This is a genomic window from Kitasatospora sp. NPDC088160 (assembly GCF_044741445.1).
Taxonomy (GTDB): Bacteria; Actinomycetota; Actinomycetes; order Streptomycetales; family Streptomycetaceae; genus Kitasatospora.
This window is the reverse complement of the sequence record NZ_JBIUSS010000008.1, coordinates 334685-347563: the sequence shown is the minus strand read 5'-3', so window position 1 is coordinate 347563 and position 12879 is coordinate 334685. Positions and strand designations below refer to the sequence as shown.

The following is a 12879-nucleotide window of genomic DNA, read 5'->3' as shown; positions in this document are numbered from 1 at the left end:
CCGCCGACATCGACCAACTCGCCCGAGCCGTCAAGCGCAGCCTGAAGAGACTCCAGTACCGCCCTCACCTCATCGACGGATGCCTCGCCACCACCGGCCTGATCATGGATGGCTGACCAGATCTCAGACCGACATCACGAATTCAACTTCAGTAGTTGTTCAGCCGGTTCCTGTGTTGGAGTCAGCTGCTTCGACGCAACCCAAACGGGGGATGCCCAGTCGCTTTCGATACAAGTGGGGAACCTGGTGCGACCGACTTGACATCCATCCCCAGGATGCGATCAAGTATTCCCGCCTGGCCCTTGCGAAGCGGCCAGCTCCGGGCATCCCGAACCGACCCTGTGATGCCGACGGACAACCCACTTCGCTGATGTCAGGTCCGTCGTATGAGCTAATGAACCATTCGCACGCGCCTTCTTTGCCAGGTCGGGGCAACAGGGAAGGACTGTCGCGCGATGTCGATCCACCAGCAAGTAGCCAGTGCCCGAGAGCAGCTCACCGGAGAGTCGTTGCGCGGGGCAAGGCTCCGCGTCGAAGCCTTGGCGGACTGGTCGGTGCTGATCCCCGCGCCGACGGGCACCCAGTCATTGCTCGAGTCGCTGCTTCTGCAGCGCATCGGCTCGCCAACGACCCCCTGCCGGTTTCCGCTGGGCATCGCCGAAGTTGTGCCGCAGGGCGCCCGGCTTGACGTTTGGTTCGAAAGCCCTGAGCTTGTGAGCCCAGTTCTTGAGCTGCTGCCCTACCGGGACACTCGAAAGTCGGCACACGGCATCAAAGACCTGTGGGCCAGAGCTGTTGGGACCAGTATCGAGATCGCCTTCGCGCGCAATCCGGACCGTGGAGTGCTCGCGCTCAAGTCTCTGGGAAAGGCGGACCTCGGCTCGGTCCTGTCTGACTACCAGTCGCAGCTGGAGAGTCGCCGACGTATCCCCTTGTGGACCATTGACCCAGGCAATCTGCCACCTCTGCCCTTTCGGCACCCTCGCCGAGGCCGCCCTCGTCGGGTAACAGAGCTTGATCACCATGGTTCGGCAGGGCAACTTGCCAGTGCTGTCTTGCGTCGCATCCGCTTGTGGGATCGCCTGGCGGGACACATCAGCCTGAACGTCAGCACTCAGTTGGCCGGCCATGGCCTTGACTGGCAGATCACCCGTGGGCTGGCATCGGGCAGTGCGGTACACGATGAGCGGCTCGTCTCCGTGTTGCAAGACCCCATCGCAGGCCCAGGTCTTGTTGTTGACCTAGCCAACCACGATTGCAGCGAGGGTGTTTGTGTCTTGCGGTTCGTTGCACCTTCTCGCTTCCCGAGCGGTTGGTCCAGCGTGCTCACTGTCCGCACCGTGATCGCGGACGCTCCAGCGGTGCGAAGGTCAACGAAGCCTCGCTCTTACGAGGTCCTGGGCGAGGTCCCATTTCCCAGTCGGCCGGGCCGGGGCGGGGGTTCCGCAGTGGCGCCGGATGTTGTTACGCGTGGCGGTCCCGCAGCTGATACGAAGAGAAGCCAACGGATCTCTCCCGGTCGTTGCATCCAGTTGCTGGCTCCCCGGTTCTCCAAGAGCCCGTGGGAGCTGCGTCGAGCCGCCACCCAGATCGGTGCTGCGTGGGCTCTGCAAGGTGACCGAGTCCTTATTCTTACAACATCGCCAAGCGATCGACCGTCGCGGATTCCTCGGCGATACGGAGAGCCAGATTGGCCAACTGCACAGCGTCCAATGCCGCCGTCCGACGCTTCCTCCTGGGGGAGGCTTCGTATAGTGCCCGGGGAAGGGGGTCTCTACGAATACACCTCCTATGGATATCGCAGTGAGATGCAACCTGTACTCACACGCGCACGGCAGGAATTCGATTGGATCGTCTTTAGCGACGGCTATGACGGCCACGGCATGGGGCCCTACGTAGATGAGCACGCCGATGACTATCTCGTGCTTGTTGACAGCGAGGGCTACGAGGCCACTGTGACGATCACTGAGAGCCGTGGCGGAGATGCCGTGAGGCGGGAGATCCCGCTCAGCACTGCGGAAGCAGCGATGGCTTGGCGTGAGCGCAACCTGACCTGCATCCCGTTCGATCGGATTCCAATCAGCGGCTTGATCCTTCAGCAGTCAATGCAGGGCATTGAAGTCTTTGATGAATTTGCCGACCAGGTCGATGCCGAGCTTGCGCGGTGGGGTACCCCGGTACTCGCTAGGCTCCCCTATGACGGTCCCATGGATCGGTCAGCTACGGTCCTGGATGCTGTCAGCGAGCAGTATCGGCGCACTGTCCTGGAGCAGTGCGCCTTGATCAAGTCAACCCTCTCCTCAGCTCGGTCATGCGATCCTCCTGTCCATTCGGCGCCTGGCCAGCGGCGTAGTCGAGATGTCAGGAGCACCGTCGAACAGGCGGTGTCGGCGCGCTCCCCGCAGCACCTGAAGGCCAGGTGAGCCCGGTGGCGTTGTTCTTGGAGCGCAGCAAGTCCGCAATTGCGACCTCTATCGTTGCCTTGGCCCCTTCCCAGGTACCGGCATGGCTGACCGCACTCGCGATTCTGGCGGTGCTGGCCTACTGCTTGGTTAAGACTGTCTTCCCGCAGGACTCGCCGGACCGATTGGAGTGGTGGAAGGAGCGCCGGAAGAAACATCTGACGCGGCGGCGACCGAGGTAGCGTACGCCGTTCCTGTACGGGAGTCGACGGGGCCGGCTCGCGAGGCGTTTGCGGGCGTTCAGGCCCTCGAGTCCACAATGAACGTGGATGTCGGCGCCTCGGTCGAAGTCGTGTCTGTTCTAGACCCCGGATAGATCAGAGTCGACAGAAAAATTAGGCGACGCCTGGCCGAGGGGAACTACTAGTTCTGTGGGCAGTTCGAGAGAAGGACGTCTTCCCTGATCTGCCGGCAGAGCTCATCGGCTACCGGGCGGCAGATTATGTGAGGGGGCCGGAAGACCGGCCCCCTCGGCACCTCTAGAAGAAGTGCTGCGCTGTCCAGAGAAGAGCCTCGATGAGTACTCGGGCCACGAGGGACCTGAGTACCTGTTGGCCCAGATCTGTGCAATACGCGCGCTTTTTGTCCGAAGATGCCACAGCGGCCCCCTCAGTCACGGCGTAGAGCCGCTCCGCCGACCGGACGGACTCAAGTCGAGCCCGCTTTGCGGTATGCCTTGAAACCCGCCGGTCGCCAGTTGGCAGCGCACGCAACAAGCTACACCTTCGAGACCTTGGTCAGCGAGCGCATCAAGCGTGCTGCGTGGATGGGACGACGGATGTGTGGGAACGGGCTCGTGGCGACGACTGGTCGTACTGGCGTCGGCTGTTTGCGAGACTGGATACATGTATGTGAGGGGTGGAGAAGCCAGGGCTTCCTGGTGCACGGAACTGGCACATGCGCTGAGGGACCGCAAGTACGAGGCCAATGAGCGTGACCTGGGATGGGTCGAGGCGCTGGATCAACTGCGCGAGTGGCTTGGTGACTCGCGGCCCTACAAGACACAGCACCGGCGTTCCTGGGAATCAGTGATCGCGGACTTTGCGTTCACGACCAGCCGCCTCCCAGGCCGCGCACGTAGTGTGCTTGGCGTGCCCCTGGCGGACCTGTCCCTAGCTCTGGGGCAGTTGCCTGAGGCGCAGGGGGAGGTTCGAGCACGAGCCGTGGTGCTGGCGGGAAGTCTAGACACTGCCTTGGCCAGTACGCAGCTTCTAGGGGCGCTCTGGAACGATCTGGTGGAAATGGTGCAGGGGCCGGCTGAGGCCGACGACGTGATCGGAATCGTCCGTATGCTGAGAATTCTCCTGCATCGTTCGAACCGTGATGCCGACCGGCTCTTTCAGGTCGCGACTGGAATCCTGTACGACCAGGCCACGGCAATAAGGAGCGCACGAGTACTTCTCGGAGAACAGGACGGTCTCGATAGGAGCCCGAAGGGCCTGCCGAACTTCTACACACAACCTGCTGGCTTGCCGCATTCAGAGCGTGCTGACCTGTGCAGACGTGTGCTGGAGATCCTGCCACGTGATGCCCACCACATCGTGTGGCACGCGTTCGACAATGCTCGGATCGGCCAGATGGTCCAGGAGTTCGGCCCGGTTACGCTCTATCACCGCGACTGGTTGTACGGGACGATCGTGGAGAACGGTCCGCACAAGCACGCCCTTCCGGCGGAGATCAGCTCGCCGGATGCGGACTTCCCCGCCGATCTGCTGCCCGAAGGAAGAGATGTCGTGATAGCCCGGGTGGACCTCGGGGTTCGGGCACGGGCCGTCGCCTCGGTTGATTCCCGGCTCCAGGCCAGATCGCTGGTTGCTGCCGCTTCGTTCCCCGAAGCGCAGCACGGCTGGCAGATGTTTAACGGGTACATCCACTTCGGGGACGGATACCGCACCGACGAGTTCTTCAGCAAGCCAGAAGAGGATCGCACGGAGCAGGCGCCGTTCGGCCATCTCGATGTAACCGCACGACGGCTCTCCGAACTCGCCCCGCGTGTTATCCCGTTCTTGCCAGAAGCGAGCTCGGATCTAGCGGCCGTGATTGATGCGATCGGCTGGTGGAAAAGCACTGGGGTCCAGCCTGCCCACCCTGCTGTGATCCTCGACGTCAGAATCCTGGAGATCCTCTCCGCCGCGACATCGGGAGGGCCCTGGTACGACTTCCTCGACTGCTATTACAAGAACGCGTGGATCCATACGCAGATCGCCGATCGCCTCGTGCAGTTGGCATGGCATGCACTGGACCAACGAAACCATCTCGACCCTCAAACTGCAGCACGGATTGAACGGCGTCGCAGGACCCTTGTCCTTCATGAGGCGTCGCCTGGCTTTCGTGTCGACCTCGCCCAGGTCATTGCCAGTCTCCCTTTCCTGGCCGCCGTCTACCCAGAAAACATGCCGAATCGTAGGCGAGCAACCGACTTGGTCCACCGCTTCGCGGACAGCGCCTCTCGGGCCGACTGGTACAGCGCGTTGGAAGGCACATGGTCACGTGCGGTGTGCCGGCTGCGGTCGGTGCGAAATTCCCTTGCGCATGGCGGCCCCTCGACCACCGCAGCGGTCGCCACGGTCGCCCCGTTTGCCCACGGCCTCGCGGGTAACGCGCTGCTGGACAGCCTGACCGGACTGATAGAGGGACACAGCCAAGAACAAGGGCAGGAGGGCAGGCGCGATCGGGCAGACCGCTGGGCGCGTCAGTGGCTGTCAGGAGCATCGGCGGCGGAGGCTTTCTCCAATACCCCTTCGTAGCAAAGAGGGTTCGACTGGAGCCGCTCTGGCTGTCTTTGTCGCCAGCTGCCTCTGATCATTGATTGGTGCCTCATGGCGGCGTGATGGCGGCCAGCTCGATGACGCTGGTGCTGCACTACTCGGCTACCGCCAGGCTGCCCAGGTGCAGGCCAGCGGTCCTGGCAGCGCGCAGGGCGTCCCTGGCGCGCGCCGCGCCGCTGCGGGTGACCTGCTCGCCCCCGCCGACGCCGACCGCTCGCGTGCCGAGGCCCGCGCACACCCGGCAAATGCCCGCCTGGGGCACCGGATCGTGGCACTTGGCGCACTCGACGTACCGAGCCGCTGCGGGCCGCACGACGGGCTGGGCGGGCGGCAGCTTGCGCTTCAGGCGGTATCGGAGCACTGCGATCGCCGAGTGCATCGCGGTGGGCAGGCCCGGCAGCAAGGCCTGGGCGAGGTCGGCCTGGGTCGCGCCGCGCTCCAGCCACCGCGCGACGAGGGGTGCGAGCTCCTCGGCTTCGGTCTGGCCGAGCCGCAGGCGCGGTTCGGGGCGGATCACCCGGAACAGGGTGGCGACCGCCTCGCGGACCTGCTCGTCTTGTACCGCCACGGGCTGCTCGGCGGTCTTCTCCTCGTGGTCTTCCGCCCGTCCTCCCGTCCTCGCCTGCGGCTCGTTGGCGAGGACCGGCTCGTCGGCCTGCTCGGCGGGGAGGGAGGGTTCTTTCACCAGGTCCTTTACAAGGGCGTCAGCACCGCCGGTGGTCGCTTCACCGGAGACCGGACGGGTGGTACCCGGCAGCGCCAACTGCGAGGTGTCGTAGACGTGGGTCTCGGTACGAATGGTGCCGTCGGGCATACGGATCTTCTCGACCCGGTAGAAGCCGGCGTCGGCCAGCTCCTTCAGGGCCTTGCGAATCGCGCCGCGCCCCTGAGGGCTGGTGTCGGCCATGTGCCGGCCGTCCTCGCGCCAGCCGTCGGGGCGGGAGAGGAGATCGGCGAGCAGGCCGCGGGCGGTGTAGGAAAGCCGTCGGTACTGCAGGACGGCGTTGGGCAGCACAGTGAAGTTGCGCGCGTGGGCGTTACGATGGACACGCATCGGGAGTGATAGCTCCTGTTGCCGGACCCCGGGGTGTTGGTAGCACCGCCGGGGTCGCCTATTTTCGGTTGGACCACGGAACGTAGCACACGTACGGCCGGAACATCCAAGGACCGTGAGCGATCACGATCACACTCTGCGGCCAATGACGGCAGGTGAGTTGGTCCGTCGGGCCGGACTGGCTTCCGCAGGAGGCCGCCACCGGTTGGTGGCGGCCTCGGGCCGGTCATTCCAGGTTCCACACCGTTCCCGCGAGCAGCCCGTCGAAGCCGAGTCCGCGGTGCATCTGCTCGAACGACTCCCACACCTGGTGGTCCCCGGTGTCGTCCCGGGCTGTGGTGACGTCGGCGGTCTCCAGGTCGTGCTCGCGCCACTCGTGGGCGCAGCGGCAGCGCACGAAGACCATGTCGGGTTGGACGTGGATAAGGAGCCAGTCGCGGGCGGCGTTGCACATGGCGCAGGTGATGGTGATGCCGCGGGGGTTGAGGGGTGCGGGGTGGGGGACGGCGAGGACGACGTTGCGGTGGGGGTTGCGGTCGGCGTCGGCGGGGTTGGTCAAGTGCGGTGCCCTTCCGTGGTGTGACGGGTTCAAGCACCACACGACGACGGAGGGGCTGAGATGCTTCCCGATCGCGCAGGAAGACATCAAATCGACACCCTGGCCGGGCAGGTACCCGGCCAGGGCGAGGTGGAGGGTCAGCTCTTGATGAGGGCGATGCGCTGGGCAGGGGTGAGGGCGTCGGAGAGGCGCGCGAACTCGGCGCGGTCCTGGTCGGTCATGGCGGCGAGGAGGTCAGTGCTGTCGGCGTCGTAGTCGGGGATCGCGATCCAGTACCGGTAGGTGAGGACGCGGAGGGCGTCCATCGGGTCGACGAGGTCGCGCTTGAGCAGGAGCTTGTACACGTCGAAGAGGGCTTCGAGCTCTTCCTCCCCGGCGGCTTCGGCGATGGCCTGCTCGGGCTCGCTGAACGGTCGGCCGTCCTGGTGGGACCAGGTGTCGGTGTCGTCGCGGTACACGAAGTCGGCGTCGAACAGCAGCTTCATGATGTTCCGGCTGACGAAGGTGGTGGTGTCGGTCACGGGTGTCCTTTGCGGTGGGGGATGGGGGCTGGGTGTGGTCCTGCTGGCGGTGGTGCTCGACGTCCGGCGGTGGGCGGGCGACCGGGGGCGTGGCCCGCAGGCGTGGGCTGCGGTGGCCGCTCCGCAGCGGCCTGGGCTGGCCCCGGGAAGGTGTGGCGCCAGGGGCTGAGGAGGCTCCTCCTGCGAGACGGGCTGGCCCTGGAGCTTCAGCGCCTGCGGTGCTGTGGGCGGGTGTCGGGCCGAGACGAAGGCGCGGGCGTGGGCTGTGCCGTGTTGCGGCTGGGGGTGGTGAGCCTGGTGGTGCGCAGGCGGGCAGCATCGGCAGCGCGGTTGGGTGCGGGGTTGCGGCTGGTGTGCTGGATGCGGCCGAGGAGGACCTTGGCGGGCTGGCGGGCTGTGCCGAGTTCGCGGCGGGCGGCTGCCTCGGTGAGGAGTTGGCGGGGCTGGTGACCGCCGGCTTCGGCGTCGGCGAGAGCGGTGGCGAGGGCGGGCCAGGTGGGGTCGGTGAGGATGCGTGCGGCGTGGTGGGGGACGGCGGCGCGCAGGTCGTGGGCGAGGTCGTTGATCGTCTCCTGGGCGGGCTGGCGGTGGGTGAGGGCGGAGAGGTGTTCGGCGGCGGCCTGGTCGTGGGCGGCCTGCAGGTGCTGGACGGCGAGCTGGGCGGCGTGGGCCTGCTGGTGGTGGCCTGGTGCCAGCGGCCGGCGAGGATCGCCGCCCAGACGAGCGCGGCGATCAGTGCGGCGAGGGCGTTGCCGCCGGGCCCGTCGGCGGCGTGGAGGATGTCGCGGGCGGCCCGTCGCAGGTCGGTGGCGGCCTGGTGGTTGGCACGCACCTGGGAGCGCTGGGCACGGGCGTACATGCGGGTGGCGGCTCGTAGTTCGGCGCGCAGCTCGTGGGGTGCGGCTTGGGTGGTGGCGTTGATGATGTCGCCGAGGGCGGTGATCTGGGCCTGCGCGAGGGCGTCGGTCCCGCTGTTGCCGTCGGGTTCGGCGAGGTGGAGGGCGTCGAGAGTGTCGGTGGTGCGTTGCCAGCTGGTGCTGTGGCGGTGGCGGCGGGCGGTGGGGTGTTCCTCCGGGGTGCTGGTGGCCAGGAGCGCTTGGAGCTTGGGCAGGGAGAGGTCGGGGGCGATCTTGCTGCCGGAGAGGTAGTTGGGTGTGCCGTCGGCCTTGAGGTCGCCGGGCCGGGCGACGGAGTAGCCCTTCAGGTCGCCGGAGGGCAGTCGGCGGATGTTGACCTCGACGCCGTCGGCTTGGAGGTAGGCGAGGAACTCCTCGATGTCGGCGGCGTGGGGGATGGCGTCGCGGATGCGGTCTTCGAGCCAGGCGCGGCTGGTCTGCTTCCAGCCGAGGCGTTGGGCTTTGTGTATCTCGGCCTGGGTGGGGCGTTTGGCGGCGGTGCCGTCGCCGGGCTTGAGTTGGCGCAGGCCGTAGTCCTTCTCGATCTGGCGGCAGGCGTCGGCGGCGCGTCGCCCGCTGCCGTGGAGTTTGGGGCGGCGGCCGTCCTCGCGGACGGTGGTGGCGACGATGTGGATGTGGTCGTCGGCGTGGCGTACGGCGATCCAGCGGCAGGCGAGGTCGTCGCCGTCGGGCGCGATGCCGGCTGCCTGCACGATCCGGTGGGCGATGTCGGCCCACTCGGTGTCGGAGAGGTGGCGGTCCTCGGGAGCGGCGCGGACGGGGCAGTGCCAGACGTGGTTGGTGAGCTTGAGGCCGACTTCGCTGTTGCGCAGGTGGACCGGCTCGTCGAGGTAGCGGGCGAGCTGGGTGAGGGTCGCCTGTTCCTCGCGGCCGGGGTCGGGCATGGCGAGCATCGCGAAGCCGGCGACGATGTGCGGGTCGTGGTGTTCGTCGTGGCGGCCGGGGCCGTAGAGGTAGGCGAGCAGGCCGCGGGTGTTGGAGCCGGGGTCCTTGATGGCGGCGATCACGGGTGGGTGGAGGACTCCTGGGTGGCGGACGGGCGGAAGGCGTGGGCGATCTCGGTCTGGAGGCGGAGCAGTTGGTCGATGGTCCGGGGGCTGTGGGCCGGCCGGTCGTAGCCGCCGTTGTCGGCGCGGGCGATCTGGTTGAGGTTGTTGCCCAGCCGGTCGTGCTTGCGCAGGAAGACCGAGCGGAAGTGGTGGGTGGCCCGCCGCTCCTCGGCGAGGGGGAGGTCGATGAAGAACCGGCCGTCGATGAACGCCATGACGACGTCGGCCGCGAAACCGGACACGCCGTTGTAGCCATGGGCGAGGGCAGCCGCTTGCAGCCTGGCGTGCTCGTCGGGCCTGAACCGCAGCGGTCCGACGCGTTCCTCGCGCTTGACGCCTCCGAACCGGCGGTTGCGCGGCTCGGCTCCGCCGGCTTCGGTGGGGCTGTTGTAGCGGCGGTGGTCGGTGAGGATCGTCGTCTGGACGCTGTGGAGCTCGTCCGGTTCGGGGCCGTCCTCGGCCTCGAACCCCTGGCCCGGCGCGCCCTCGCGCCGGGACCGCTCCGCCACCCCTGGGGCGGAGCCTCCCCGTGTCCGGCCGCGAGTCGGACTCGGGGTACTACTGGCTCCGCCAGGGGTGCCCGGGTCGAACGCCCGCCGCAGGTCGCGGGCGAACGTGGGCGAGTCGAGGAGCGCCTCCGGGCCGGCATCGGGGCGGTCGTCGTGCGCGGGGCCGTGCTGGTGATCGGTCAGGGAGTGTCTCCTGGGTCTTCGGGCGGATCGGCCGTACGGGTGAGGTGCGGACGGACCGCAAGGAGGACGGTCCGGTCCGTGAGTGGACCGTCGGACCGAGCGGTCCGGTCCACCGGTCCGGTCCGCGTGGTCGGTGAGCGGATTTCGGTCCGACGGACCACGTTCCGGACGGTCCGGTCCGCCGGCGCGGTCCGTCAGCGAATGGTCGGCAGATCTCGGTCCGCTGGTCCGCCGGTCTGGTTCGCTGGTCCGCCGGTCCCGTCCGCCGGTCCGCCGGTCCGTCCGTCCGGTCCCGGACCGTCCGGACCGTCCGGGACCGGACCGGACCGGTCCCGGACCGGCGTGCCGGACCGCGCAGAGCGGCCGGATGGTCCGGACAGCCCGATGGCCGGGTCTGCGCGGGAGACGGTCCGACAGCTTCCGGACCGTGCGTTCGGACAGGACGCCGGACACCGGACCGGTCCAAGTCCGCAAGCCTCGGACACCGGTCCGGTCCGGGCGGTCCGCAAGCCTGCGGGCGGCGGACCGTCCGGTCCGGTGGGGTTGAGTGCCGCGGTCCGTTTCATCCGTCTCGTGTGCCGAAGTCCATTGCCACGACTGGCCTGTGCGGCTGGTCGCTCCGTCCCGCTGCCGTCCTGGTCCGGTCCGGTCCGGTTGTACCGGACCAGGAGCGGACCGGTCGGTTCGCCCGGCTTGTGCTCGGCGGCCGTGCGGACGGCTCTCGGAAGGCTGCCGTCCCGGTGGTGGGCGTGCGGCAGAGCGGATGCGACGTCGGTGACGGTATCTACCGCACCCGGGGGGCGGGGTCAGCTGGCCGGGGCGCGCTGGGGGAGCGGGTGGATCCTGGGGCAGTAGCGGCGCCAGGAGTCGGCGAACTTGTTGAAGGTGTAGCCCTTGCGCTGGGTGCCGTCGGGCAGGCGGATGTTGGCCGAGGAGATCCGGTAGTCCTTGAGCAGCCCGGCCAGCCCGCGGGCGGTGAGGCCACCGCGCCCGTGCTCGGCCCACGGCGCCTCGGGGTCGTCGTTGAGCGCCGCGAGGATCGCCGTGGTGGGCAGGGTGTCCGTGTCGCCGTGGGTGAAGTAGATCCGGCGGATGTCGGCGAGGATCCGCGCGCCGCCGCAGCTGTCCTCCTCGATCTCCTCCTCGGCCGCGACCATGCGCGCGCACGCCAGGCGGGCGCGGTCCGGCCACGAGTCGCCAGCGAGGTCGGCGACGGCCACCAGGGGTTCCCAGGTGTCGGCGGCGCGGTCCTCGACCGGCATGTCCGGGTGCAGGGCCTCGGCCTTTTCCCGCACGCGGGAGGCCCAGAGGGCGAGCTTGGCGCGGGTCTCCCGGAGTAGGACGCCGTCGCGGCGGTCCCGCAGCGGGGCGACGACCTCGCCGTCGGCACGGCGGCGCATGCGGATCACGATCGACCGGTCCATGATCGTGTCGGGCAGGTCGCCGATCCCGGCGAGGGCGGCCATGGCGAAGGTGTCGAACTCGCGGGCCTGGTGGTCGTTGCCGACCGACCGGGTGACGGGCCGGTTGCGCTGGTGGCCGGCGTTCAGCAGGCCGCGCAGGCCCTCGTTCATCTCGGCCGTGCGGGGGTTGCCGAAGAGGGTGTCGACCTCGTCGACCAGCAGGGTCCTGGGCCGGTCGCTGAGCGAACGGTAGATCGCCGCCGCACTGGTGTTGACCGTGATCAGGGGATCGTGGACGGTCTCGACCAGGATGTCGAGCAGGCGGGACTTTCCGCACCGCCGAGCCGGAGCCACGATCGCCAGACGCGGCGCGTGGTGCCACACCGCCTGCAGGTGCGTCGCGGCGACCCACAGCGTGACCGCGTCCAGCGCCTCCGCGGAGGGCAGGACCGCGTACCGGCGGATGTGGTCACGCAGTTCGGCCAGCAGGGCGGCGCCCGGCGAATCGGACGTGCTCGGCGGCGTGTCGATGGCCCGAAGGACGTCCGTCGCGGCGCCGTCCGCGGTCGGGATCCTCACGGCGGCGTCGGCGACGAGGGGGTTGGACATAGGGGTGATGGTGAGGCTCCAGGTCGGGCACGCGGCGGGGGTGCCGGGCGCCGGCGGCAGGGGGCGGAAACGGGATGGAGGGTGAAGGGCGGTTGGGTCAGGCGGCCTGGTCGGCGCTATGGCCGTCCAGCCAGGCTTCCACCTCCGCCCAGCGGTAGCGCAGGTGCCGGCCGACCTTGATCGCCACGGGCCCCTGGCCGCGGTGTCGCCACGCGTACACGGTCCCGAGCGGTACTCCGAGGTAGGCGGCGAGTTCCTCCGCGGTGGCCAGCGGGCGGCGATCGGGGGTGGTGGCACGGAAGGTCGTGGGCAAGAGGTCTCCAGCAGGCAGGGGATAGGGGAGTGAGGGCGCGCCGAGGGGCCCCTGGGAAAGGGGTCGCTCTGCGCGGTGAGGGAAGTCTCCACGCAACCCGGCTCGGAACCTAAAACGGCTCCAGGTGGATCGGTGGACCTGCCCGGCGAGAAGCGAAGCGTCGCGACCTCGCTGGGCGGCGATAACGAACGTAAGGCCCGCCATATCTCCCCGGCAAGGAACTCGAGAAAATCCATCAAAAGATCTTGATCGCCCTGTCGGAGGTGGCCTTGATCGGGCAACTTGCCAGGTCAGAGTGCATCGCGTTCGCAAGTGGACATCTCGCTCGCCCTTGAGTGGCGGTGAGCGCTCATGGGCGCCAGCGAGCTCGGGACTATCCGGCACTATCGAGCACGAACTGGCACTCAAACGCCTCTCCGGGAATCTCCCATTTGACAAACCGGGTGCGGTCGATAAACATCCAACACCCGCCCTGAGGGGCGCTTCCGCGAGCGTCCCGAATCCGCGGCTCACCTGGCGCCACAGCCGTCGC

General features: G+C 68.1%; 8 protein-coding genes and 1 pseudogene. 2 read left to right on the top strand and 7 right to left on the bottom strand.

Annotation, left to right across the window (positions count from 1 at the left end):
- Window positions 1-1808: 1808 nt before the first annotated feature.
- Entirely contained in the window at window positions 1809-2423 is a 615-nt protein-coding gene (locus ACIOGZ_RS15315) for a hypothetical protein (protein ID WP_400986131.1), read from the top strand.
- An 884-nt stretch (window positions 2424-3307) separates the two neighbouring features.
- Entirely contained in the window at window positions 3308-5209 is a 1902-nt protein-coding gene (locus tag ACIOGZ_RS15310; RefSeq protein WP_400986129.1) for a hypothetical protein, read from the top strand.
- 115 nt (window positions 5210-5324) lie between these two features.
- Here the strand turns inward: ACIOGZ_RS15310 and ACIOGZ_RS15305 are convergent, their stop codons facing one another.
- From ACIOGZ_RS15305 to ACIOGZ_RS15275, 7 genes and pseudogenes are all read right to left on the bottom strand, one after another.
- A complete protein-coding gene (locus ACIOGZ_RS15305; protein ID WP_400986128.1) occupies window positions 5325-6284 on the bottom strand; it encodes a hypothetical protein in 960 nt (319 codons plus the stop codon).
- Window positions 6285-6510: 226 nt separating this feature from the next.
- Entirely contained in the window at window positions 6511-6843 is a 333-nt protein-coding gene (locus ACIOGZ_RS15300) for a hypothetical protein (RefSeq protein WP_391551084.1), read from the bottom strand.
- A gap of 137 nt (window positions 6844-6980) precedes the next feature.
- Window positions 6981-7364: a hypothetical protein gene (locus tag ACIOGZ_RS15295; RefSeq protein ID WP_391551083.1), complete on the bottom strand. Its 384-nt coding sequence runs from the start codon at window positions 7362-7364 to the stop codon at window positions 6981-6983.
- Between the two features lie 206 nt (window positions 7365-7570).
- A pseudogene (locus ACIOGZ_RS15290) lies at window positions 7571-9288 on the bottom strand (relaxase/mobilization nuclease domain-containing protein).
- The gene (gene mobC, locus ACIOGZ_RS15285) at window positions 9285-9839 is read right to left on the bottom strand and encodes a plasmid mobilization relaxosome protein MobC (RefSeq protein WP_391551081.1); all 555 of its coding nucleotides are present in this window, start codon (window positions 9837-9839) and stop codon (window positions 9285-9287) included. The pseudogene ACIOGZ_RS15290 and the gene mobC overlap by 4 nt, the downstream one beginning before the upstream one ends.
- A gap of 989 nt (window positions 9840-10828) precedes the next feature.
- On the bottom strand, window positions 10829-12034 hold the full coding sequence (locus tag ACIOGZ_RS15280; RefSeq protein ID WP_400986125.1) for a DUF3631 domain-containing protein: 1206 nt from the start codon (window positions 12032-12034) through the stop codon (window positions 10829-10831).
- Window positions 12035-12131: 97 nt separating this feature from the next.
- On the bottom strand, window positions 12132-12347 hold the full coding sequence (locus tag ACIOGZ_RS15275) for a helix-turn-helix transcriptional regulator (protein ID WP_400986124.1): 216 nt from the start codon (window positions 12345-12347) through the stop codon (window positions 12132-12134).
- Between the last annotated feature and the right edge of the window lie 532 nt (window positions 12348-12879).

Excerpts from the sequence above, each read along its gene's own strand:
- ACIOGZ_RS15315 (WP_400986131.1), top strand. The coding sequence starts at position 1,809 with ATGCAACCTGTACTCACACGCGCACGGCAGGAATTCGATTGGATCGTC.
- ACIOGZ_RS15310 (WP_400986129.1), top strand. The coding sequence starts at position 3,308 with ATGTATGTGAGGGGTGGAGAAGCCAGGGCTTCCTGGTGCACGGAACTG.
- ACIOGZ_RS15305 (WP_400986128.1), bottom strand. The coding sequence starts at position 6,284 with ATGCGTGTCCATCGTAACGCCCACGCGCGCAACTTCACTGTGCTGCCC.
- ACIOGZ_RS15280 (WP_400986125.1), bottom strand. The coding sequence starts at position 12,034 with ATGTCCAACCCCCTCGTCGCCGACGCCGCCGTGAGGATCCCGACCGCG.